21 protein-coding genes, 1 tRNA gene and 1 pseudogene are annotated in these 22,128 nt (G+C 62.7%); 8 read left to right on the top strand and 15 right to left on the bottom strand.

Going from position 1 to position 22,128, the window contains the following annotated elements; genetic code table 11:
* Positions 1-54: 54 nt before the first annotated feature.
* The 6 genes from ALII_RS0117290 to ALII_RS0117265 all read right to left on the bottom strand — a co-directional run bounded on the left by ALII_RS0117290 (position 55) and on the right by ALII_RS0117265 (position 4,437).
* A complete protein-coding gene (locus ALII_RS0117290; RefSeq protein WP_024588483.1) occupies positions 55-492 on the bottom strand; it encodes a low molecular weight phosphatase family protein in 438 nt (145 codons plus the stop codon).
* 6 nt (positions 493-498) lie between these two features.
* On the bottom strand, positions 499-984 hold the full coding sequence (locus tag ALII_RS0117285) for a UPF0262 family protein (protein WP_024588482.1): 486 nt from the start codon (positions 982-984) through the stop codon (positions 499-501).
* A gap of 5 nt (positions 985-989) precedes the next feature.
* On the bottom strand, positions 990-2,282 hold the full coding sequence (gene hisD / locus ALII_RS0117280; RefSeq protein WP_024588481.1) for a histidinol dehydrogenase: 1,293 nt from the start codon (positions 2,280-2,282) through the stop codon (positions 990-992).
* Between the two features lie 16 nt (positions 2,283-2,298).
* Positions 2,299-2,733, bottom strand: coding sequence for a DUF2948 family protein (locus ALII_RS0117275; RefSeq protein WP_024588480.1), 435 nt, complete (start codon positions 2,731-2,733; stop codon positions 2,299-2,301).
* Between the two features lie 89 nt (positions 2,734-2,822).
* Positions 2,823-4,112 (bottom strand): UDP-N-acetylglucosamine 1-carboxyvinyltransferase, encoded by a 1,290-nt coding sequence (gene murA / locus ALII_RS0117270; RefSeq protein WP_024588479.1) that lies wholly within the window; start codon positions 4,110-4,112, stop codon positions 2,823-2,825.
* A 127-nt stretch (positions 4,113-4,239) separates the two neighbouring features.
* Positions 4,240-4,437: a hypothetical protein gene (locus ALII_RS0117265; protein WP_024588478.1), complete on the bottom strand. Its 198-nt coding sequence runs from the start codon at positions 4,435-4,437 to the stop codon at positions 4,240-4,242.
* Between the two features lie 119 nt (positions 4,438-4,556).
* Between ALII_RS0117265 and ALII_RS0117260 the strand changes: the two genes are divergently transcribed.
* From ALII_RS0117260 to ALII_RS23260, 3 genes are all read left to right on the top strand, one after another.
* Positions 4,557-4,631 (top strand) — tRNA-Thr (locus ALII_RS0117260).
* A 179-nt stretch (positions 4,632-4,810) separates the two neighbouring features.
* Positions 4,811-5,227: a hypothetical protein gene (locus ALII_RS0117255; RefSeq protein ID WP_152529665.1), complete on the top strand. Its 417-nt coding sequence runs from the start codon at positions 4,811-4,813 to the stop codon at positions 5,225-5,227.
* A gap of 386 nt (positions 5,228-5,613) precedes the next feature.
* Complete coding sequence (locus ALII_RS23260; protein ID WP_280113773.1) at positions 5,614-5,742, top strand: hypothetical protein; 129 nt, start codon at positions 5,614-5,616, stop codon at positions 5,740-5,742.
* On the opposite strand, the pseudogene ALII_RS22110 reads toward ALII_RS23260, so the two are convergent.
* The 7 genes and pseudogenes from ALII_RS22110 to ALII_RS0117220 form a co-directional block, all read right to left on the bottom strand.
* A pseudogene (locus ALII_RS22110) lies at positions 5,700-5,927 on the bottom strand (ATP-binding protein); the annotation flags it as partial. The gene ALII_RS23260 and the pseudogene ALII_RS22110 overlap by 43 nt on opposite strands.
* 63 nt (positions 5,928-5,990) lie before the next feature.
* Complete coding sequence (locus ALII_RS0117245; RefSeq protein WP_024588476.1) at positions 5,991-7,835, bottom strand: ABC transporter substrate-binding protein; 1,845 nt, start codon at positions 7,833-7,835, stop codon at positions 5,991-5,993.
* Between the two features lie 74 nt (positions 7,836-7,909).
* The gene (locus tag ALII_RS0117240) at positions 7,910-8,191 is read right to left on the bottom strand and encodes a DUF2160 domain-containing protein (protein ID WP_024588475.1); all 282 of its coding nucleotides are present in this window, start codon (positions 8,189-8,191) and stop codon (positions 7,910-7,912) included.
* 12 nt (positions 8,192-8,203) lie between these two features.
* The gene (locus ALII_RS0117235; RefSeq protein WP_024588474.1) at positions 8,204-9,022 is read right to left on the bottom strand and encodes a carbohydrate ABC transporter permease; all 819 of its coding nucleotides are present in this window, start codon (positions 9,020-9,022) and stop codon (positions 8,204-8,206) included.
* A 116-nt stretch (positions 9,023-9,138) separates the two neighbouring features.
* Entirely contained in the window at positions 9,139-10,008 is an 870-nt protein-coding gene (locus ALII_RS0117230) for a sugar ABC transporter permease (RefSeq protein ID WP_024588473.1), read from the bottom strand.
* Between the two features lie 2 nt (positions 10,009-10,010).
* Positions 10,011-11,090, bottom strand: coding sequence for an ABC transporter ATP-binding protein (locus tag ALII_RS0117225; RefSeq protein ID WP_024588472.1), 1,080 nt, complete (start codon positions 11,088-11,090; stop codon positions 10,011-10,013).
* A 10-nt stretch (positions 11,091-11,100) separates the two neighbouring features.
* A complete protein-coding gene (locus tag ALII_RS0117220; RefSeq protein ID WP_024588471.1) occupies positions 11,101-12,183 on the bottom strand; it encodes an ABC transporter ATP-binding protein in 1,083 nt (360 codons plus the stop codon).
* Between the two features lie 622 nt (positions 12,184-12,805).
* On the opposite strand from ALII_RS0117220, the gene ALII_RS0117210 reads away from it, so the two are divergent.
* Together ALII_RS0117210 and ALII_RS0117195 are read left to right on the top strand one after the other, a co-directional pair.
* Positions 12,806-13,375, top strand: a complete 570-nt coding sequence (locus ALII_RS0117210; RefSeq protein WP_024588469.1) for a site-specific integrase — start codon at positions 12,806-12,808, stop codon at positions 13,373-13,375.
* 1,665 nt (positions 13,376-15,040) lie between these two features.
* Positions 15,041-15,220 carry a Flp family type IVb pilin gene (locus tag ALII_RS0117195; RefSeq protein ID WP_024588467.1) on the top strand — a complete coding sequence of 60 codons (180 nt, stop codon included), beginning with the start codon at positions 15,041-15,043 and terminating at the stop codon, positions 15,218-15,220.
* A 335-nt stretch (positions 15,221-15,555) separates the two neighbouring features.
* On the opposite strand, the gene ALII_RS0117190 is transcribed toward ALII_RS0117195, so the two are convergent.
* The gene (locus tag ALII_RS0117190) at positions 15,556-16,995 is read right to left on the bottom strand and encodes an FAD-binding oxidoreductase (protein ID WP_024588466.1); all 1,440 of its coding nucleotides are present in this window, start codon (positions 16,993-16,995) and stop codon (positions 15,556-15,558) included.
* Positions 16,996-17,217: 222 nt separating this feature from the next.
* On the opposite strand from ALII_RS0117190, the gene ALII_RS0117185 reads away from it, so the two are divergent.
* Complete coding sequence (locus ALII_RS0117185; protein ID WP_024588465.1) at positions 17,218-17,535, top strand: c-type cytochrome; 318 nt, start codon at positions 17,218-17,220, stop codon at positions 17,533-17,535.
* 179 nt (positions 17,536-17,714) lie between these two features.
* The gene (locus ALII_RS0117180) at positions 17,715-19,001 is read left to right on the top strand and encodes a PQQ-dependent sugar dehydrogenase (RefSeq protein ID WP_024588464.1); all 1,287 of its coding nucleotides are present in this window, start codon (positions 17,715-17,717) and stop codon (positions 18,999-19,001) included.
* A gap of 63 nt (positions 19,002-19,064) precedes the next feature.
* On the opposite strand, the gene gpmI is transcribed toward ALII_RS0117180, so the two are convergent.
* Entirely contained in the window at positions 19,065-20,573 is a 1,509-nt protein-coding gene (gene gpmI / locus ALII_RS0117175) for a 2,3-bisphosphoglycerate-independent phosphoglycerate mutase (protein ID WP_024588463.1), read from the bottom strand.
* A 174-nt stretch (positions 20,574-20,747) separates the two neighbouring features.
* Between gpmI and ALII_RS0117170 the strand changes: the two genes are divergently transcribed.
* Entirely contained in the window at positions 20,748-22,064 is a 1,317-nt protein-coding gene (locus ALII_RS0117170; RefSeq protein ID WP_024588462.1) for an NAD(P)H-dependent oxidoreductase, read from the top strand.
* Positions 22,065-22,128 lie beyond the last annotated feature (64 nt).

Here is a 22,128-nt window from a genome sequence, read left to right as displayed (position 1 = left end):
GCGGAACCTATAGGAAGTTGGCGATTTTGGGAACACGCATAATGCGCGTGTCCGCTACGCTTTTCCAAACCGCTTTTGAATCTGCAACTTGAGCCGGTCGCGCACGTCGCGATAGGCGCCCATGATCTGCTCGCGCGTGCCCGTCGCAGTCGAAGGATCGGCCGTCGGCCAGTATTCGACGTCGATCGCCATCGACCGCGTCAGTTCGAGCGCGGCGTGGTGCGCCTCGGGCGCCAGCGTCACGATCAGGTCGAAATAGCTGTCTTCGAGATCGTCGAGAAGCTGTGGCGCATGGGCAACGCCGTTCAGCCCGGCTTCCTTCAGCACCGCCTCGACGAAGGGGTCGCGCTCGCCCGGCCGCACACCGGCGGAGGCAACGAAGACACCCTTCGGCAGATCGTTTCGCGCCAGCGCCTCGGCCATCGGCGAGCGGATTGCGTTCATGCCGCACAGGAACAGGATCGATTTCGGCGCTGGTTTGTCGCCCGGCATCTGGCGTCAGCCCCGCCAGTGCAGCACGCAGACCAGCGTGAAGAGCCGCCGCGCGGTGTCGAAATCGACGTCGATCTTGCCCGACAGCCGGTCCATCAGCGTCTGCGAGCCCTCGTTATGAAGCCCGCGCCGGCCCATGTCGATCGCCTCGATCTGGCTCGGCGTCGAGGTGCGGATCGCCTCGTAATAGCTTTCGCAGATCAGGAAATAGTCCTTCACGATCCGCCGGAAGGGCGTCAGCGACAGGATATGCGTGACGACGGCCGCGTCGTCCTCGCGCGAGATGCCGAAGACGAGGCGGGAATCGGCCAGCGAGAGCTTGAGCTTGTAGGGGCCGCCCGCATCGTCGCTGACCGGGTGGAAGCTGTTGTCCTCGATCAGGTCGAAGATCGCGACGGCGCGTTCGTGCTCGACATCGGGCGTTGACCGGCCGATCGATTCGTCGAGCTCGACGTCGATCAGGCGGTTGCGTGTCGTGTCGCCGCCGTCCATCGCGCTCACATGTTCAGCCGGATGGAGACGGCGCGACCGTGCCCGGCAAGCCCCTCGGCTTCGGCCAGCGCGATCGCCGCCGGCCCGAGCGCGCGAAGCTGGTCCGGGCCACATTTCAGGATCGACGTCCGCTTGACGAATTCCATCACCGAAAGGCCGGACGAAAACCGCGCCGAGCGCGCTGTCGGAAGCACGTGGTTCGACCCGCCGACATAGTCGCCGATCGTTTCGGGCGTGTGCCGTCCGAGGAAGATCGCGCCCGCATTGCGGATGCGCGCCATCAGCGCCTCGGGGTCGGCGACTGCAAGTTCAAGGTGTTCCGCCGCGATGCGGTCGATCAGCGGCAGCGCCGCGTCGAAATCCGAAACATGGATGATCGCGCCGAAATCGCGCCAGCTCGCGGCTGCGATCTCGCCGCGAGGCAACGCCGCGATCTGCCGTTCGACCTCGGCCGCCACGCGTTCGCCGAACGCCGAATCGTCGGTAATCAGGATCGACTGCGCCGCGACGTCGTGCTCGGCCTGCGCGATCAAATCGGCCGCGATCCAGGCCGGATCGTTGTCGGCGTCGGCGACGACGAGGATTTCGGACGGTCCCGCGATCATGTCGATGCCGACCGTGCCGAACACCTGCCGCTTGGCCGCCGCCACATAGGCATTGCCCGGTCCGACGATCTTGGAGACGGGGCGGATCGTCTCCGTCCCATGGGCGAGCGCCGCGATCGCCTGCGCCCCGCCGATCCGGTAGATTTCGCTGACGCCGGCAATGTGCGCCGCCGCCAGCACCAGCGGATTCACCACGCCATCCGGCGTCGGCACCACCATCACGATGCGCTCAACACCCGCGACGCGCGCCGGCACGGCGTTCATCAGCACCGAACTCGGATAGCTCGCCGTGCCGCCCGGAACGTAAAGCCCGACGGCCTCGATCGCCGTCCAGCGCGAGCCGAGCTCGACGCCGATCGCGTCGACATAGCGGTCGTCCTTCGGCATCTGCCGCTCGTGGTGCGAGGTGATCCGCTCATGTGCGAGTGTCAGCGCATCGAGCGTCGCCGCATCCACGGCACGCACCGCCGCCTCGATCTCCGCCGCCGAGAACGCGATGCCCGTATCTGAAAAGTCGAGCCGGTCGAAACGGATGCTGTAATCCAGCAGGGCCTCGTCGCCGCGCGCGCGCACATCGGCGATGATCGCGCGCACCGTGTCGTCCACGTCCTGCGCGGCCTCGCGCTTGGAGCCGAGGAACGCCGAGAACCCGGCCTCGAAATCGGCGTCGGTCATGTCGAGGCGAATGGCCATGTCGCTGCTGTCGTCCTTAGGTCGTGTGCTGGGGGCGGCTGCCGGTTTCCCATGCCGCGCCGAGGTCGGCAAGCCGTGCCTCGATGTATTCCACCTCGAGCCGCATGGCGGCATTGCCGGCAAAGACGAGCTCGATCGTTCCGCCCGGCAGTTCCCCGGCCATGAAGCGGATCGCCAGCAGTTCGTGAACGTCCTGCGGCCGCGTCCGGTCGACGCCCGAAAGCTTGATGCCGCTCACGCGCTCGAAATGCAGCGCCGCGCGGCGGCGCTCGTAGTCGCGGCGGAAAAAGCCGGTCTTCTTTTCCCAGACGAAGCGGTTCATCGCGACGACGAGCCGCTTCTCGGCCGGAAAATAGGCGATGTCGCCGGTCTTCAGGAGGGCGTCCTGGCAATGAGCGGAAATGACCTTCAGATCCTCTTCGTCGAGTGCGACGAGTTTCAGTTCGCTCATTCCACAGGCCCCGATCTCGCATTGTCGAACGCCGGCAGGTGCCGGCGCTTTCAATGATATAGTTTAGTTGCAGCGCAACGAAAACCCGATCAGGAGGACAGCCGCTCGATCGCCGCGCCGCATTCGGAAAGCTTGGTCTCCAGCCGCTCGAAGCCGCGGTCCAGATGATAGACGCGGTTGACGATCGTCTCGCCCTCGGCCGCCAGCCCCGCGATCACCAGCGACACGGAGGCGCGAAGGTCGGTCGCCATTACCGGCGCGCCGCGCAGCCGGTCGACGCCGTCGATGATCGCCGATTGGCCGGAGAGCGAAATCCGCGCACCCAGCCGCGCCAGTTCCTGCACGTGCATGAACCGGTTCTCGAAGATCGTCTCGGTGATCTTCGAGCGCCCGTCTGCCTTGGTCATCAGCCCCATGAACTGCGCCTGCAAATCGGTTGGAAAGCCGGGGAAGGGCTCCGTCGTGATGTCGACCGGCCCGATGCCCGAGCCGTTGCGCACGATGCGCAGGCCCGAATTCGTCTGGGTGATCTCCGCGCCCGTCTGCGAAAGCGTGTCGAGCGCGTTCTGCAACAAATCCGCCCGCGCGCCTTCCAGCAGCACGTCGCCGCCCGTCATCGCGACGGCCATCGCATAGGTGCCGGTCTCGATCCGGTCCGGAATGACCTCGACGCGGGCGCCGTGGAGGCGTGCGACGCCGTCGATCACGATGGTCGCCGTGCCCGCGCCCGAAACCTTGGCGCCCATGGCGTTGAGGCATTCGGCGAGATTGACGACTTCCGGCTCCTGCGCCGCGTTTTCGAGGATCGTCTGCCCCTTGGCCAGCGTCGCGGCCATCATCAGGACATGCGTCGCGCCGACGGAAACCTTGGGGAACGCGTAGCGCGCGCCGATCAGGCCCTTCTTCGCCTTGGCGATGATATAGCCCTGCTCGATCTCGATCTCGGCCGAAAGCGCGCGCAGACCGTCGATGAAGAGGTCGACCGGACGCGTGCCGATCGCGCAGCCACCTGGCAGCGACACGCGGCATTCGCCCATGCGCGCCAGAAGCGGCCCGATGACCCAGAAACTCGCCCGCATCTTGGAGACGAGTTCATAGGGCGCGGTCGTGTCGACGATTTCCTTGGCGGTGAAGTTGATCGTCCGCGAATAGCCTTCCTGCTGCGAAAGCCGCCGTCCATTGACCGAATAGTCGACGCCGTGATTGCCGAGGATGCGGATGAGCTGCTCCACGTCGGCCAGATGCGGCACGTTGTGCAGCATCAAGGTCTCGTCGGTCAGGAGCGAGGCGATCATCAAGGGGAGGGCGGCGTTCTTCGCGCCCGAAATCGGAATGGTGCCGCGCAGTTCGTTGCCGCCGACGATGCGGATGCGATCCATCTTGTGTTTCTCTTTCCCGGTCCAGGCGAGGACTCGGCCAGTGTTCGCAGGGGTAGGTGTTCGCAGGGGTAAAGGCGGGGCTGTAGCGTATCGAAACGGCCGGTTCAAGGAACGCGCCGGGATGCGCTCACGAATCCCCGTCGCCGTCATTCTCCTGCAACAGCCCCTCCGGCCGCTCGTCGGCCTCGCCCGCCCGCCGCGCGCGCGACTGCGCCTTGCGCTTTTGCAAATTGGCGCGCAGCCGCTCGGCAAGGCGCTTTTGTCGCGCTTCCTCCTGGCGCTCGGCTTCGCTGGTCTTGGGGGGCGGACGTGTCTGGCTGGTCATGGCCGATATCTAGCGTCTGTCCCGCGCCGACGGAACAGCTTTCGCAAGGTCGCCTGAAAAGCTGGTTACCCCGCTTGCGCTCTCCCCCCTCCTATGGCAGAAGACCGCCGCATCCGGAAGCTGCGGTAGCTCAGTGGTAGAGCACTCCCTTGGTAAGGGAGAGGTCGAGAGTTCAATCCTCTCTCGCAGCACCATTAACCTCTTGAAATTGCTAGAAATTTAGCATTTTGTGACAATCAAGAAGTCTTAGCACGCTATTAGCACGTGTTTGCCCTGTTGATTATTTTTCAATAGGTTAGGGGCACGCTGCTCCGTGCTATTAGCACGCAGCTAGCGCGCTAGTGCACCACAGTAAATCGCTGGTGGCGACCCCGTGCTTGATTCTCCAAAGAAGCCCTACGAAGTGTTCCAGCGCAAAGACAGTCCGAATTTCTGGATGCGTTTTTCGCTGCCCGGGCATGGCCAGAAGCGCATCGGCTTGAAAACGCCGGACCGCGATGAAGCCGATAAACGCGCCGAACAGGAATATCAGAAGGCCGTATGGAGCGCGGAAAAGGGCATTCTTGAGGGCAGGACCTCGTTCGACAAGGTGGCTCGGCAATACCTCGCTCATGTTGAGGCTCTTGGGCTGACAAGCCAGCGGCACAAAAAATTGGCGATCGCTGATCGCGGTGTCATCGAGCGCTATCTGATCCCCTTCTTCAGCCGTGCGACCGTCACGTCCATCAATCAGACGAAGCTCAATGCCTATTTGGACATGGCGCGGAGGCCAGACGCCGATCCAGACTGACCGGTTCCCGCCGAACATGTCGGTTCCCTCCGACACGCCCGCGCCGCTGGGACATTCAGCTCCAGGAAGCCGCGGGCGGTAGGCACGGCGAGGCGACTACCTGCCGACCATATACCTGCCGCCGCAAGTCTTCTGAATTGGTCGCAACAAACCATTTGAAAACGCGGCCACGCGTGCCACTGCGGTAGAGGGCGCGGGTAATCGCGATCGCCATATGTGACTTGCCCTTTCCATTCTGTGACTAAATCGCCCCTAGATTTGTGGACGCCCTCTTCACTGTCAATCGGCGCGCAAACTTGACCCCGGATTGGAGTGGGCCCCTCGGAGCGGACAGAATGGGTTTCAGCAATTGACCGAGTAGCCGGCCTTTCAGAGGATGAAGGCCCATGGCAAAACACCGAACCCACAGCATCAAGTTCAAGCGGCAGGTTTCGCAGGAATATCTCGAGGGAGAGACGCTGCATGCTGTGTCGAAGTGCCAGGATTCGTTGCCGGTCTCGATGATCCCCCAGTGATGTGCGAGCCGGTCGAGGAGCGCGGTGGTCATTTTGGCGTCGCCGAAGACGGCGGGCCATTCACCCGAACGCGAGGTTGGTGGTGACGATGATCGAGGTCTGCTCGTAGAGCCGGCTGATCAGTGGAAGAGGAGTCGGCCGCCGGCCTGGGCGAAGGGAAGGTAGCCAAGTTCGTCAAGCACGACGTCGTCGATGCCGGGGCAGTTTCCTGCCCCGGCCGGTGTTCGTCACGCCCAAAGCCTCAAGCCCTAGTCGGCGGGCTTTTCTTCCGCATCGGTCGCGGCAGGTTCTTCCGGTGCGTCGGTTGCGGCAGGTTCGGCCGCTGCATCGGCCGCGGGCTCCGTTGCCGCAGCTCCGCTCGCATCGGTTACCTGCCAGCTCTGGATGAGCTCGTCATAGCCGATCGTGATCGGGTCCTCGTCCTCGTTTTCCTTCTTGAGCTGCGGGGCGAGCGTGCCGTTCGCCTTTGCCTGCTCGTTCCAGTATTCGAGGCTTTCCTCGGGGTTGAGTACCGGGCCGATTTCGCCCTGGATGCCAGCGCGTTCCAGGCGCTCCATCACGGCTTCCTGTTCGGCGCAGAGCTGGTCCATCGCTTCCTGCGCGGTCTTTTCGCCGGACGACGCATCGCCGATCGCCTGCCACCACAATTGCGCCAGACGCGGATAATCCGGTACGTTGGTGCCCGTCGGCGACCACTGGACGCGGGCCGGCGAGCGGTAGAACTCGACGAGGCCGCCGAGTTCCGGCGCCCTTTCGGTGAAGCTCTCGTGCTGAATGGTGGATTCGCGGATGAAGGTAAGGCCGACATGGCTCTTCTTCACGTCCACGGTCTTCGAGGCGATGAACTGGCCATAGAGCCAAGCCGCCTGGGCGCGATCGACCGGGGTCGACTGCATCAGCGTGTAGGAGCCGGCATCCTGATAGCCGAGCTTCATGCCGTCGACCCAGTAGACGCCGTGCGGCGAGGGCGCCATGCGCCATTTCGGCGTTCCGTCCTCGTTGAGCACGGCAGCCGCGCCATCCCCCACCATGTCGGCGGTGAAGGCGGTGTACCAGAAGATCTGCTGGGCGATGGCTCCCTGTGCCGGCACGGGGCCGGATTCGGAGAAGTTCATGCCCTGCGCTTCCGGCGGAGCGTAGGCTTCCAGCCAGTCGAGATATTTCTGGATGGCGTAGACCGAAGCCGGGCCGTTGGTGTCGCCGCCGCGCGCGACGCACGAGCCGACCGGCTGTGAGTTCTCGTTGACGCGAATACCCCATTCGTCGACCGGCAGGCCGTTCGGGATGCCCTTGTCGCCATTGCCGGCCATCGAGAGCCACGCATCGGTAAAGCGCCAGCCGAGTGAGGGATCGCGGCGGCCATAGTCCATGTGGCCATACATGGACGTGCCGTCGATATCCTTGCCGGTAAAGAATTCCGCAATGTCCTCATAGGCCGCCCAATTGACCGGAACGCCCAGCGCGTAGCCGTATTTTTCCTGGAACTCGGCCATGATCTCGGGATCGGTGAAGAGGTCGTAGCGGAACCAGTAGAGGTTCGCGAATTGCTGCACGGGAAGCTGATAGACCTTGTCGTCCGGGCCGGTCGTGAACGAGATGCCGATGAAGTCCTCGAGGTCGAGCTCGGGATTGGTGAACTCGGCGCCCTCGCCCGCCATCCAGTCGGTCAAATTGCGCACCTGCTGGTAGCGCCAGTGGGTGCCGATCAGGTCGCTGTCGTTCACATAGGCGTCGTAGAGGTTTTCGCTCGTCTGCATCTGCGACTGAAGACGCTCCACCACGTCGCCTTCGCCGATCAGATCGTGCGTCACCTTGATGCCGGTGATGGCCGTGAAGGCCGGCGCCAGCACCTGCGACTCGTATTCATGCGTGGTGATGGTTTCCGACACGACGCGGATTTCCATGCCCGAATGGGGCGCGGCCGCGTCGATGAACCATTGCATTTCCGCTTCCTGCTCCTCGCGGGTCAGCGTCGACATGTCGCCGATTTCGGCGTCAAGGAAAGTCCGCGCTGCCTCCATATCGGCATGGGCGATGCCCATTCCAAAGAGCAGCGCAAGCGCGGTCGTCGATGTATAGAGTTGCTTTCGCATAGTATTCCTCCCTTGGGTGCGACTGCAATTTTACCGACTCGTCTACCGGCAGCGTCGCCGGTCATTCCCTCCACCTAGACCAGTTTGAATACGCCGATCGCGTAGACGACTGATATGGCCAGAGCCCACCACAGGTCGGGGCCGACGAGCCTCAACCATGCAAGATGTATGAATGCGGAACCGAGCAGGGACAGGAACAGCCTGTCGCCGCGCGTCGTCTCGAAGCGCAGGATGCCGACCCGCGGATGCCCTCCCGGCGAGGCGTATTCCCAGGCGCCCATCGCCAGGAGCAGCACCAGGATGCCAACGAAGAAGAGCGCCGTCGGCGGTGTCCAGGCCATCCATGAGAAGTCCATGATGCGTTCTCCTCAAACCCGGCCGAGGGCAAACCCCTTGGCGATGTAGTTGCGGACGAAATAGATGACGAGCGCGCCTGGAATGATGGTCAGCACGCCGGCTGCTGCCAGCACGCCCCAATCGAGGCCGGACGCCGAAACGGTGCGCGTCATCGTGGCGGCGATCGGTTTGGCGTCGGTCGTCGTCAGCGTGCGGGCCAGCAACAGTTCCACCCAGGAAAACATGAAGCAGAAGAAGGCGGCTACGCCGATGCCTGACGCGATCAGCGGCATGAAGATCTTCACGAAGAAGCGCGGGAAGGAATAACCGTCAATATAGGCGGTCTCGTCGATTTCCTTGGGCACGCCCGACATGAAGCCTTCGAGAATCCACACCGCGAGCGGCACGTTGAACAGGCAGTGCGCGAGCGCCACCGCGATATGCGTGTCGATCAGGCCGAAGGACGAATAGAGCTGCAGGAACGGCAGCGCGAACACCGCCGGCGGCGCCATTCGGTTGGTCAAAAGCCAGAAGAACAGATGCTTGTCGCCCAGGAAGCGATAGCGCGAGAAGGCGTAGGCGGCCGGCAGCGCAACGCTGATCGAGATGACCGTGTTGAGCGAGACGTAGATGATCGAGTTGATATAGCCCGAATACCAGGCCGGATCGGAAAAGATGACGGCATAGTTCCGCAATGTCGGGTTCTGCGGCCACAGCGAGAATGTCGACAGGATTTCCGAGTTCGTCTTGAAGCTCATATTGATGAGCCAGTAGATCGGCAGCATCAGGACGACGATGTAGATCGTCGGCACCAGCCAGGAAAAACGGGCCTCGCGGCCGCGCCGGCGCATGCGGCGCGCGACGTCCTCTGTCTGCCCGAGCGCGGCCATGCTGCCGGGGCCGGCCGGAGCTGCGCGCACCACGGTCGTCGATGCGCCGGCCATCGTTCGTGTTGCGCTCTCGACCATCACGAGCGCTCCGAATCGTGGTTGGTCATCACTGTGTAGAACACCCAGGACAGCACCAGGATGATCAGGAAGTAGATGATCGACATCGCCGCTGCCGGGCCAAGATCGAACTGGCCGATAGCGATCTTCACGAGGTCGATCGACAGGAAATTGGTCGCGTTGCCGGGGCCGCCGCCGGTGACGACGAAAGGCTCGGTATAGATCATGAAACTGTCCATGAACCGCAGCAGCACGGCGATCAAAAGCACGCGGTTCATCTTCGGCAACTGGATGTAGCGGAAGACGGACCAGCGCGAGGCGCCGTCGATCTTGGCCGCCTGGTAGTAGGCGTCCGGGATCGAGACGAGGCCGGCATAGCACAGGAGCACGACCAGCGACGTCCAGTGCCAGACATCCATGATCACGACGGTCAGCCAAGCATGGGTCGGGTTGGTCGCGTAGTTGTAGGTAATGCCGAGCGCGCGCAGCGTATAGCCGAGTAGGCCGATATCGGCACGGCCGAACACCTGCCAGATCGTGCCGACGACGTTCCAAGGAATGAGAAGCGGCAGCGACATCAGCACCAGGCAGACCGGCACGCCGAGCCCCTTGCGCGGCATGTTGAGCGCGATGAAAATGCCGAGCGGGATCTCGATCGCCAGCACGACGAGCGAAAAAATCAGGCTGCGGGCAAGAGCGCCGTGGAACCGCTCCGAGGTGATGACCTGCTCGTACCAGCTCGAGCCGGCCCAGAAGAAGACGTTGTTCCCGAACGTGTCCTGCACGGAATAATTGACGACCGTCATCAGCGGAATGACGGCGGAAAACGCGACCAGCACCAGCACCGGCAGAACGAGGAACCAGGCCTTGTTGTTGTGCACCTTCTGCATGGTCAGGCTCCAACGCGCTGGGGTTCGACACGCCAGGAATCGGCGTAAAGATTGATGCCGGCAACGTCAAAGACGATCTTCGGATCGAGCGGGATGTCGCCGTCTTCGGGCAGCGTCACGGCGAGCAACTGTCCGTCGAGCTGGACGCGGACGATCTTGTGGCGGCCGATGTCCTCGACCTTGGAAATGCTGACCGGCAGGCCCTCCCGGCCGAGCCGGATATATTCGGGCCGAACGCCAAGCTCGGTTCGTGCGCCGCTCGGAACCGTCAGGCCGCCGGGCATCTGGATGTGGTGTGCGCCCAACCGCGCCCGGTCGCCCTCGACCGTCACGGGCATGACGTTCATGCCGGGCGAGCCGATGAAATAGCCGACGAAGGTGTGGCGCGGGCGCTCGAAAAGCTCCGCCGGCGTTCCGATCTGGACGATCTCGCCTTCATGCATCACGACGACCTTGTCGGCAAAGGTCAGCGCCTCGGTCTGGTCATGCGTGACATAGACCATCGTGAAGCCGAAGCGCTTGTGCAACTTCTTCAACTGCGAACGCAATTCCCATTTCAGGTGCGGATCGATGACGGTCAGCGGCTCGTCGAACAGGATCGCATTGACGTCGTTGCGCACCAGCCCGCGTCCAAGCGAAATCTTCTGCTTCTGGTCGGCGGTCAGATTGCGCGCCTTGCGTTTCGTCCAGTCGACGAGGTCGATCATCTCGATCGTCTCGCTGACGCGCCGGTCGATTTCGGGCTCGGGCACGCCGCGATTGCGCAGCGGAAACGCCAGATTGTCGTAGACGGTCATCGTGTCGTAGACGACCGGAAACTGGAACACCTGCGCGATGTTGCGCTCTTCGGTGGACAGCCCCGTGACATCGACGCCGTTGAACAGGATCTGGCCGTGCGAGGGGCGCAGCAGCCCCGAAATGATGTTGAGCAGCGTGGTCTTGCCGCAGCCGGACGGCCCAAGCAGCGCGTAAGCGCCGCCATCCTGCCAGGCATGGTGGACTTCCTTCAGCGCATAGTCGGCGTCCGATTTCGGGTTCGGCATGTAGGCGTGGCGGATGTGATTGAGATCGATGCGCGCCATGGCCCTCTCCTCACGCCGCCATTGCCGCAGGCCGGGACGCCGCCCGCCCGTGCTCGTCGAACGCCAGAAGCCGCCTTGGATCGACGTAGACGCTGATCTCCTCGTCGGGCTCGAACTCGCGGATGCCGTGCGCCAGCGACACCCAGCGCTCGTCCTGCACGGTCAGATGGACGAAGCTCTCCGAACCGGTGATTTCCGTGATCGTGACCCGTCCCCCCAGCGGCTGCGCGTCGATGCTCGGGGGATCGAGCTTCAGGTGATGTGGATGGAAGGCCAGCGTGTACCAGCCATCGGCGAGTTCGCGCAGATGGTCCGGCACCGGGATTTCGGCTCCCATGCCGAGCACGAAGCGCACACCCAATTTGTTCACCGCGACCGTGTTGAGCGGCGGATCGGCGAAGGTCTGTGCGGTCAGAAGATCGACGGGCGCACGGTAGACGTCGATGGTCGGCCCGAACTGCGTGATCCGGCCCTTCGACAGCGTCGCGGTATTGCCGCCGAGCAGCAGCGCCTCGGATGGCTCCGTCGTCGCGTAGACGAAGATCGTGCCGCTTTCGGCGAATATCCGGGGCAGTTCGGCGCGCAGTTCCTCGCGCAATTTATAGTCGAGGTTCGCCAGCGGCTCGTCGAGCAGGACGAGGCCGGCATTCTTGACGATCGCGCGGGCGAGCGCGGTGCGCTGCTGCTGGCCACCCGACAGGCTGAGCGGCGCGCGGTCGAGATAGGGTGTCAGGCGCAGGAGATCGGCCGCCTTGCGGACCTCGCGGTCAATCGTCGCCTTGTCCGTGCCGGCAACGCGCATCGGCGAGGCAATGTTCTCGTAGACCGTCATCGTCGGGTAGTTGATGAATTGCTGATAGACCATGGCGACGTCGCGCTTTTGCACGGCAACGCCGGTGACATCCTTGCCGTCGAAATGGATGGTGCCGGAAGTCGGCTTGTCGAGACCCGCCATCAGCCGCATCAGGCTGGTCTTGCCGGACAAGGTCGGACCAAGCAGGACGTTGAGCGTCCCGCGTTCAAGGCGCAGATCGACCGAACTGATATGGGTTTCGGCGCCGACCATCTTGGTCGCGGCCTTCAATTCAATCATCGTCTCCCTCCTGTCGTGCAGTTCGGTGCGCTTGGGGCAGATCCGGAAGTCCCTGGCTTGGTCGAACGCGTCCCCCACAGTCGGACGCGCACGGCCATATTGCGCCGACGTCACGCTCTCTCCAACTGCAAACTAGCGGGATACGGCCGCGGCCAGTCTAATGAATCGCTTTCGCTTTGCCCTGCAACTCGAGAGATTTGAAACTTTTCGAAACAATATCGAAACCCAAATCAAAGTCAAAGGCAAAGTGCCGTTACGGCATCCGTACGGCAATGACGCAGGCCGCGTCACCTTGGGCTAAAATCCTAAAATCGCGGCAAGCGATGTCCTCTGCGGATGGGTCATAGTGCCGCTTTGCCTCGACCAGTCCCTTGCAGTTTTCCGCCTAGGCCAATTCGCACGATCCGCCTCGTTCTCCTGCATGAAATCGGCATAGGCGGTGCCGGCCGCATTCGGTTGGGCGGCCGTAAGAACGGAGCGTGCCCACTTGACGTTTTCGGCGGACCGCTTCGCAAAGCCTTGATCCCATTGAGCATCATCCGCGTTGCTCGTCGCGCTCGCCCTTCGATGCATATGGAAACATAACGAAAGTCGCAGAAATGCGATCGTTTGTGAGGTTTCCATGAAACAGGCACGGGTTCTGACCGGCGTCGAGCTGAAGCGGCCCCTGGCAGTAATCGCGCTGAGCAAACACGCTGCGCGCAACCGGCTCGCCATCATGCTGTCGCATCTCGCCGGGTTGCGGGTAGGGGAGATTGCATCGCTTCGGGTCAGCGATGTCATCGACAACGACGGGCAGGTGCGTGATCAGATCAGGTTGAGCGCGGCGGTCACGAAGGGCGGCCATGCGCGGGTTGTGTTCATCGGGGAGAAGCTGCGCCGAGAGATCGATCGCTTCCGAGCGGAATGGGAGAGGTCACCTCTGAAGAATGCGCCCCTGCTCGTTACCCAGAAACACCCGGCCTTTTCGGCGAATACGCTGTGTCAGCTCATGTCCAAGCTGTACCGCGAAGCTGGCCTGGACGGAGCCACCTCCCATAGCGGTCGGCGCTGGTTCATCACGAAGCTGGCGCATTCCGGTGTGAGTGCAAAAGTCATAATGACGCTGGCCGGTCACAAGAACCTCACGACCACCCAGCGATACATCGATGTGCGTGACGACATGATGCGCACTGCTGTTGAGCTGCTATAGGCCCTCAATGTGTCGTTGATCGAACGGCGGTTTCGCCGTTTCCCGGCCAAAAATAGACAATCAGCATCGGCCCCCGTCGCTGCCGCAGTGCGAAGACCCTGGCTTCCTGGTATGCAGCCAGGGTGGCTGCAGCTGCTCCAAAGATATTGAATAGACCGTCAAACGGGACAATATATCCAAGTCCGTATTCATTCTGGATGGGGCTACTGCATTCATTATCGCTGGAAGCAGCTTACAAGTTCCGCTTATCAATATCCGCAATAGCGACATCCCAGCGGTTTTATAATTAGTGACCGCACTTTCGGCACTATCGTTGATGTTCGCCGTCATGGCGTTCACCAATGTTGCAATTTACGATCAAATAATTATCTGGTTTGCAAAGAGCGATCAAAGGGAATAGTTGATCCCGAATTTGTAGTCGCCGTCCACACGAATTTTGAGTTTCTTGTGAAAACCATTCGAGGGGAATGCATAATATCTGGCGACGATTTATATCGTCCAAGATTTCGATTTGTATCAATTTCTAAACTGATAAACGTTATAAATTGATTTATATTTACAATATTTCCAGTAATTCACTTTTGCTTAATATACCTCTCCATCTATGAAGCTCTATCTAAGCATAGGCTTTCTTTAGTATATATACTTTATGCAATAGTCGTATTATTGATTTCTGCACTAACAATTCTCATTGCAGTTGTTCCTTGGCTCAATTTTGATTTTGATTCTGATACGGAGGACGCGCCCACGTTGGAAAAGCGGCGTTCCCGCCTTCGCTAGTTCCTAGCTGCGGGGTCTCCGAACGCCTGAGTATCTGCCCCGCGCATACCCGTTGCTGATTGCCGAGACCGCTTCAGTAAGTTCGTCCTGTAGGTAGGCATTGGCGATCAAGACTGCCTTCACAGCCGCACGCGCATCGCCGCCATAGTGCGCGATGGTCGCGGCAACCTCCCTGTCGAACTCTTCGGCTTCCCGCAGGCATCCCATGGCGTCGGCTCCCTTAACGTGACCGCCTAACCATGCACTAGTCCGATTGACCGCTCAAGGGATTCGTTCCCATTTTGTTCTCATGAGGAAACCAGCCGCCCCAACGCCACTTAGCATCGCCGAACTGGCGGAAAGGATGATTGAGCGCGGCAGGGCTGGAAGGCGTGTGATCCTGATGCCGGATACCGCGTGGCGCGTAGGGCTCAATTTGCAGGTAGTGGCCGAGCAACCCGATCGGGACACCATTGCACGGTTCCTCTGCGGTCACCGATGCCTAACGATTTGCTCAACATGCCTCTTGGCGGCAAACTCGATTTCCAATGCTTTCAGCGAGGGAACCCCGCTGCCGGCGCGAATACGGAGGCAGATGGAATGAGCGGATACGATCGAGACGAATGGACGCCTGAATCGCCGTTGTGGGCGCGCCTGATCTTCGCCGCGTTCGCCTTGGTGGCGAACGTCGGAACTGTCGGTATCGTCTTTGCGTGAAGAGAGGCGCTCGACTTGACCAAATTAAATTATGCGCAACCCCTTTACGTTTCTGAAACCACTTGCGCAGTAGACATTGATTAACCTTGGTGATTAAGCAGTTCGCAACAAGGCTTCTATAGGTTCGGTCATGTCAACACAGGGGCGACCAAGAGCCCCACGAAACCGGGGGCAAGGAGCCCAGAGCACATGAAGAACCTTCTGAAGCGCTTCAAGAATGATGAGTCTGGCGCGACCGCAATCGAATACGGCCTGATTGCCGCGCTGATTGGTGTTATGATCATCGGTGCGGCAGGTGCAGTCGGTGACGGCCTCAAGGGAACGTTCAACAGCGTTGCCACAGCAGTAGGTGGAACTGCCGCCGATTAACGAAATTCTCCCTCCCGCTTTGTGACAGAAATGGGCCGGGGAGATGATGGGCGACCGCCTGATCAGCGGTCCCCCTTTTCTTTGGGGATCTGTAAATTACGAGCGCCCAATCCACTCGATTTCAATCCTCTCTCGCAGCACCATCCAAATCCGTGAAATTGCTTGATCTGCCCCGCCGGGTTGTCGTTGGGACACCTCGCTGTGCGCGTTCACAGCGCTGAGGCAGGCGAATCCGGGCCTGCCGAGCGGCCTCCGCTGGCTGGAGGCCTCCCGGCGATGTGCATTTGTTGCGGATACCAAACCGCTACGGTCTCAGCAGCCCTTGTGCCGCATCCTCACGCCGCGCGAACTTCCGCCCTTGGCCGAATATTCTGGTTCATCCGGAACACATTCAGCGGGTCGTATTTCAGCTTTGTCTCGACGAGGCGCTGGTAGTTCGCGCCATAGGCCGCCTCGACCCGGTCCGTCTCGTCCTCGGGCATGAAGTTGATGTAGGCCGTTCCGGCCGCATAGGGCCGTGCGGCGTCGAACAGGTCGCGGGCCCAGTCGATGCACGGGCGGTCCATGCGGATTTCGCGCCAGCGGGCGTGGACGTTCATGACGTAATGCGAACTGCGCTGCGGGAAGGCCGTCGCGTCGGTCGGGATGCGGCCGGCAGCGCCGCCGACATGGCCGAGAAAGACTTCGCATTCGGGGCCGGGCAGACGCCCGATCGCGTCGACGAGCACGTCGATCGCCTTGTCCGAAAGCTCGGTGAAGTCGTGGCTCTTCCAGTAGTTGCGCGCGCCGGGGGTGAGGAGCGGGTCGAAGGCCTGCTGCCAGGCGACGAACGGCGTCGGGCCGACGACGTCCGCGATCGGCGTCCCGATCGAGCGCAGTTGCGCCGTCGCCTTTTCGCCGTCCTCGAGGTTGCCGCAATAGCACATGGCAAGGACGATGACCTCCTTGCCGTGCCATTCGGCAGGCAGGAAGGGCAGCGGCGGCGCCTGGCGCATGACGACCCAGCAGGTGAGCTCGTCGGGCGCGGTTTCGAGCGCCTTCCGATAGGCCTTCAGGACCGAACGCGCATCGGCGAACGGATGAACGACGAGGCCCGAAAGGACCTGCGGGCCGACCTGATGAAGCTGGAATTCGAAGGCCGTCACGATGCCGAAATTGCCGCCGCCGCCGCGGATCGCCCAGAACAGGTCCGGATTTTCCGAAAGGCTGGTGCGCAGCAATTCGCCATTGGCCGTCACCACGTCGGCGCTGATCAGATTGTCGATGGTGAGGCCGAACTTGCGCGTCAGCCATCCGAAGCCGCCGCCGAGCGTGAGCCCCGCAACGCCGGTCGTCGAGTTGATGCCGGTCGGCACTGCGAGCGCAAATGCCTGGGTCTCCTTGTCGAGATCGGCCAAAAGCGCACCGGGTTCGACCCACGCGCGCCGGGTCGACGGGTCCACGCGAACCGAGCGCATCTGCGACAGGTCGATCAGCAGTCCGCCATGGCAAACGGCGTTGCCGGCGATGTTGTGCCCGCCGCCGCGCACCGAGACGAGCAGGCCGTGCTCGCGCGCAAAGCGGACCGCTTGGACGACGTCGGAGGCGCCTGCACAGCGCACGATCAGTCCCGGACGCCTGTCGATCATGGCGTTCCAGATCGCGCGCGCCTCGTCGTAGGATGCGTCGCCCGGTTCGATCACGGTGCCGCGCAATCTGGCTGCCAGCGCTTCGATCTCGCCGGCACCGATCGTGGTCGATCCGGTGTCGAGGTTGACGATGTTCGTATCGAGCATGACCCGTTCCTCCCGGTGACTGGGTCCGCCCACCGCCACGGTCATGGTGCGCCCGCCAAGGTGTCCCGGCAAGTTGCACAAGTGACTAGGGGCCTCAACTCTTCGGGCTACCGATTTAACTGAACACGAATGATGTTTCTGCCTCCAGATGCCAGACGTAGACGAACCGGATTTATCGTCGGATACTGGCGAGACCTCAAATAATCAAAGCCGGATGGTCAGATGAAAAACTTGGTCCTTCGAACGGTCGCAGCAATCATGATCCTGGGCCCATCCTCCGCTTTCGCGCAGGATCTGGCCGCCGGCGAAAAGCTCTACCAGAGCACATGCCGGGCCTGCCACGGGCCAAGCGCCCAGGGGATGGCCAGTTTCCCCAAGCTGTCGGACAAGACCGAAGAAATTCTCGTCGAGCGGCTGCAGACCTATCGCGAAGGCGAGAAGGTCGGCCCCAATTCCGCACTGATGATCCCCCATGCGACCAAGCTGACGGACGAGGATATCGAGAACATCGCAGCCTATATCACGACGACGTTTCCGTAGGACTTCTTGACCCGCCATCCGCAATAGATGCCGGGCGCCACTCCATTGGGTGTCCGGCCGCCGGTTTCACTGCTTGATGTAGCAAGACGGCGGCGTTAGCCTCGTGATCCCGTTGAGGAACGGGAGGAGAATTGCACCAACGTTCGAGGCTGCCGCCTCGACAACACCGGGAGGAGTGAATGTTGGAAAGATCTCGTATCGCGACTACTTTGCCTTATGCAGCCGCGCTGGCCTGTTCGACCGTCATTGCCGTGCCGACGCTCGCGATGGCCACGAACACGACCAGCCTTCAGCACACCGTCGTGCTGGAAGGGTTGCAGGCGCCCTGGGACATGGCGTTCCTCCCGGATGGAACGATGTTCTTTACCGAAAAGTGTCACGGCCTCTCGGTTCTTCTGCCCTCGGGCGAGGTCAACAAGCTGCTCGGCATGAACGAGGCGGAAGGCTACGCCACGACGGCCGACGATCTCGTTTGCGAGGGACAGGCGGGCATGAACGGCGTTGCCGTCGATCCCGACTTCGAGGAAAATCGCCGCATCTACGTCTATTCGACCTCCGCCATGTCGGACCCGCGAACCAACAGGGTCATGCGTTTCGAGGTCGACGATGCGTTGAGCAACGTCTCCGAGCGAACCGATATCGTCGACGACATCCCCTATAAGGTCGCCGAATCCGACCATCCGTTCGGCGGCCCCGGCGCCCACAATGGCGGACGCATCCGCTTCAGCCCCGGCGACGGCTTTCTCTACGTGACGACCGGCGACAATCACAACAGCGAGGTTCCGCAGAGCCCGACCCTCATGGGCAGCAAGGTGCTGCGCATCGACACCGACGGCAACGCGGCGCCCGACAACGCCCCGCCCGAAGGCTTCGACCCGCGTACCTACACCTACGGGCATCGGAACGTGCAGGGCATCGCCTTCCACCCCCAGACCAACACGCCGATCGTCGCCGAGCACGGCCCATGGCACTCCGACGAGATCACCGTGCTGGTCAATGGCGGCAATGGCGGCTGGGACCCACGGCCGAACATGGCCGGGCGCGAAGAGTGTCCGGACGACTATTGCGGCTATTCGCCCAACCAGATGGAAGGCATGAACCGCTACGAACGCGCGTCCTTCATGCCGATGACGGACCTCGAAACCTACCCCGACGCCATGAAGCCCATCTGGGACAACAATGGCTGGTCGCAAGGTTCCGGCTCGGCCGCTTTCCTGACGGGCGAGCAGTGGGGCGACTGGGACGGCGCGATGGTGGTCGGCATCATGGGCATCGGCTTCGGCGGCACGCCGATCGGCCAGCGCATCGATGTCATCCAGTTGAACGAAGAGGGCACCGAAGTCCTCGACGTGACCGAGATGACCCTGCCGATGGAAGCGGGCCGCTTCCGCTCGGTCGTTCAGGGTCCTGACGGCAGCCTCTACACGGCCGTCGACGAGGGCATGATCCACAAGCTCACGCCCTGATCTGAATGCTGATCGCATCTGCGCCATTTTCGGATGGCGCAGATGCGGTATCCAGCCGCGGATCTATCGCAGCAGCGAGCGCCCCGTCATCGCATCCGGTTGCGCGACGCCCATCAGTTGCAACAGCGTCGGCGCGACATCCGCCAGCACGCCATCGCTCACCGTTCCGTCCCACGGCCCGACGATCACCGGCACCGGGTTCGTCGTGTGCGCCGTGTGCGGCTCGCCGGTCACGCGGTCGATCATTTCCTCGCAATTGCCGTGGTCGGCGATGACCATCAGCCTGCCGCCGCGCCGCTCCACCGCCGCCGCGATGCGCCCGAGCGAAGCGTCCACCGTCTCGACGGCACGGATCGCCGCGTCGAGATCGCCGGTGTGTCCGACCATGTCGGGATTGGCGAAATTGACCACGACGAATTCGTAACTGCCGCCGTCGATCGCCTCCAGCACCCGTTCGGTGAGTTCGGGCGCCGACATTTCCGGCTTGAGGTCATAGGTCGCGACCTTGGGCGAGGGCACCATGACGCGGTCCTCGCCGGGGAAGGGCGCTTCCTCGCCGCCATTGAGAAAATAGGTGACGTGCGGATATTTCTCGGTCTCGGCCAGATGCACCTGCCGCAGTCCGGCCTTGGACACGGTTTCGCTCAAGCCCTCGGCCAGCGTCTGCGGCTCGAACAGCACCTTCATGTAGGCGTCGAGCCCGCCGCCATAGGACACCATGCCGACGCGCGCCGCAAAGTCGATGCGCCGTGCCCGCGCGAACCCGTCGAACGCCGGATCGACCAGCGCCAGGAGGATTTCCCGCGCCCGATCGGAGCGGAAGTTGAAGAAGACCAATCCATCACCGTCCCTCATGCCGCCATAGGTGCTTATCGCCGTCGGCGTTATGAACTCGTCGGTCTCGCCGCGCGCCTGCGCCGCAGCCAGCGCGTCGCCCACCGTCGCCGCCCGCGCGCCCGCCGCGTCCACCATTGCGTCATAAGCGAGCTTCACGCGGTCCCAGCGCCTGTCGCGATCCATCGCGAAATAGCGGCCGCTCACCGTCGCCACGAAGGCGCCCTCCGGCCGCCGGCGCTCCAGCTCTGCCAGGAACTGCGGCGCGGAATTCGGCGCCGTGTCGCGTCCGTCGGTGAAGGCGTGGATGGAGACCGGAATGCCCGCGCCGGCAATGAGACCGGCCAGCGCCAGCGCGTGCTCGATATGCGCGTGCACGCCGCCATCGGAGACGAGGCCGGCCAGATGGCAGGTGCCGCCGCTTGCCCTCAGCCCGTCGATCAGCCCGCTCGCCGCCAGCCGCTCGGCGAGCTCGGAGCCTGCAGCGGCATTGTTGATGCGTGGCAGGTCCTGGTAGACGATCCGTCCGGCGCCGATATTGAGATGCCCGACCTCCGAATTGCCCATCTGGCCTTCCGGCAGCCCGACGCTCGGGCCGAAGGTCGTCAGCGTCGCATGCGGCCAGGTCGCCCACAGCCGGTTGAAATTCGGCGTCGCCGCCAGCGCCACCGCATTGCCTTCCGCCCGCTCGCTGAGCCCCCAGCCGTCGAGGATCGTCAAAACCACCGGTGTGCTCATTCTGGGCCCTCTCTTGCTTGAGATCGCCCGTAGATAGGCCAGCTACGCCCAAGGCCAAAGCGGAAAATCGTCATTTGCCGCCGCGCGCCGAAGGGTCGAATATCGCCCGCTTGGTTGACAAGCGGACAGCCGGTCAGTCATCTGCCGCGACTTTTGAGCCTCGAGGAATTTTTGATGACGAATGTCGCCCTGACGGGGCTTGCCCGCGATCTCGCCCGCCGCGCCGAAAGCGGCCGCCCGGTGCGCATCGGCGTCATCGGCTCGGGCGAAATGGGCACGGATCTGGTCACGCAGGGCATGCTGATGCCGGGCATAGAGGTCGCGGCGATTTCGACCCGCCGCCCCTGGACCGCCCGCGCCGCGATCGAGATCGCCTATGGCGACGATTCCCGCGCCGCCGAGGCCGACACGCAGTCGAAGGTCACCGCGGCCATCGAGGCCGGCCGCATCGCCATCACCTCCGTGGAAACCATGGTGACCAACCCGCTGATCGATGTCGTCATCGACGCCACCGGCAAGCCCGGCGTCGCTGCCGATTACGACCTGATGGCGATGGAGCACGGCAAGCATCTCGTGATGATGAATGTCGAGGCGGACGTGACGATCGGCGCGTATTTGAAGCGCGAGGCGGACCGGCTCGGCGTCGTCTACACGGTCGGCGCCGGCGACGAGCCATCCTCTTGCATGGAACTGATCGAATTCGCCACCGCGCTCGGCCTGCGGGTCGTCTCCGCCGGCAAAGGCAAGAACAACCCGCTCAACCACGACGCCGTGCCCGATCAGTATCGCGAGGAAGCCGAGCGGCGGAACATGAACCCGCGCATGCTGGTCGAGTTCATCGACGGCTCCAAGACCATGGTCGAAATGGCCGCCATCGCCAATGCGACGGGCCTCGTGCCCGACAAGCCGGGCATGCACGGCCCCAGCGCTGGCCGCGACGACCTCGCCCGGGTGCTGATCCCCCGCGCCGATGGCGGCGTCCTGTCGAAAAAGGGCGTGGTCGATTACACGATCGGCAAGGGCGTCGCCCCCGGCGTCTTCGTCGTCGTCGAGGCGACGCACCCACGCGTCATCGAGCGCATGGACGACCTTCATGTCGGCAAGGGCCCGTACTACGCCTTCCACCGGCCCTACCATCTGACCAGCCTCGAAGTCCCGCTCTCCTGCGCCCGCGCTGTCCTCTACGGCAAGGCCGACATGGTGCCGCTGCCCAAGCCCGTCGCCGAAGTCGCCGCCCTCGCCAAGCGCGATCTTGCCGTCGGCGAAACCTTCGACGCCATCGGCGAGACCTGCTACCGCTCCTGGACCATGACGGCAGGCGAGGCCGCCGCCGCGCGAGCCGTTCCCGTCGGGCTCCTGGAAGGCGGCAAGGTGCTGAAACCGGTCAAAAAGGGCGACCTCCTCACCCTCGAAAACGCCACCCCCGACACCACCACCCGCCTCTGGGCCCTCCGCCGCAAACAGGAAGAAATGGTCGCCACTGTCGGATAGTGGCGAGCTGTTGCGCTCGACGAACACCCCCACCCTGTATCCCTCCCCACAAGGGGGAGGGAGG

The organism is Aliihoeflea sp. 2WW (assembly GCF_000497755.1).
In the GTDB taxonomy this organism is placed as follows: Bacteria; Pseudomonadota; Alphaproteobacteria; order Rhizobiales; family Rhizobiaceae; genus Aliihoeflea.
The sequence above is the reverse complement of the archived record's forward strand: the minus strand, read 5'-3'. Positions and strand labels throughout refer to the sequence as shown.

Coding starts and splice junctions, on each gene's coding strand:
- ALII_RS0117290 (WP_024588483.1), bottom strand. CDS start 492: ATGCCGGGCGACAAACCAGCGCCGAAATCGATCCTGTTCCTGTGCGGC.
- ALII_RS0117285 (WP_024588482.1), bottom strand. CDS start 984: ATGGACGGCGGCGACACGACACGCAACCGCCTGATCGACGTCGAGCTC.
- hisD (WP_024588481.1), bottom strand. CDS start 2,282: ATGGCCATTCGCCTCGACATGACCGACGCCGATTTCGAGGCCGGGTTC.
- ALII_RS0117275 (WP_024588480.1), bottom strand. CDS start 2,733: ATGAGCGAACTGAAACTCGTCGCACTCGACGAAGAGGATCTGAAGGTC.
- murA (WP_024588479.1), bottom strand. CDS start 4,112: ATGGATCGCATCCGCATCGTCGGCGGCAACGAACTGCGCGGCACCATT.
- ALII_RS0117265 (WP_024588478.1), bottom strand. CDS start 4,437: ATGACCAGCCAGACACGTCCGCCCCCCAAGACCAGCGAAGCCGAGCGC.
- ALII_RS23260 (WP_280113773.1), top strand. CDS start 5,614: ATGGCAAAACACCGAACCCACAGCATCAAGTTCAAGCGGCAGGTTTCG.
- ALII_RS0117245 (WP_024588476.1), bottom strand. CDS start 7,835: ATGCGAAAGCAACTCTATACATCGACGACCGCGCTTGCGCTGCTCTTT.
- ALII_RS0117240 (WP_024588475.1), bottom strand. CDS start 8,191: ATGGACTTCTCATGGATGGCCTGGACACCGCCGACGGCGCTCTTCTTC.
- ALII_RS0117235 (WP_024588474.1), bottom strand. CDS start 9,022: ATGCGCCGGCGCGGCCGCGAGGCCCGTTTTTCCTGGCTGGTGCCGACG.
- ALII_RS0117230 (WP_024588473.1), bottom strand. CDS start 10,008: ATGCAGAAGGTGCACAACAACAAGGCCTGGTTCCTCGTTCTGCCGGTG.
- ALII_RS0117225 (WP_024588472.1), bottom strand. CDS start 11,090: ATGGCGCGCATCGATCTCAATCACATCCGCCACGCCTACATGCCGAAC.
- ALII_RS0117220 (WP_024588471.1), bottom strand. CDS start 12,183: ATGATTGAATTGAAGGCCGCGACCAAGATGGTCGGCGCCGAAACCCAT.
- ALII_RS0117210 (WP_024588469.1), top strand. CDS start 12,806: ATGAAACAGGCACGGGTTCTGACCGGCGTCGAGCTGAAGCGGCCCCTG.
- ALII_RS0117195 (WP_024588467.1), top strand. CDS start 15,041: ATGAAGAACCTTCTGAAGCGCTTCAAGAATGATGAGTCTGGCGCGACC.
- ALII_RS0117190 (WP_024588466.1), bottom strand. CDS start 16,995: ATGCTCGATACGAACATCGTCAACCTCGACACCGGATCGACCACGATC.
- ALII_RS0117185 (WP_024588465.1), top strand. CDS start 17,218: ATGAAAAACTTGGTCCTTCGAACGGTCGCAGCAATCATGATCCTGGGC.
- ALII_RS0117180 (WP_024588464.1), top strand. CDS start 17,715: ATGTTGGAAAGATCTCGTATCGCGACTACTTTGCCTTATGCAGCCGCG.
- gpmI (WP_024588463.1), bottom strand. CDS start 20,573: ATGAGCACACCGGTGGTTTTGACGATCCTCGACGGCTGGGGGCTCAGC.
- ALII_RS0117170 (WP_024588462.1), top strand. CDS start 20,748: ATGACGAATGTCGCCCTGACGGGGCTTGCCCGCGATCTCGCCCGCCGC.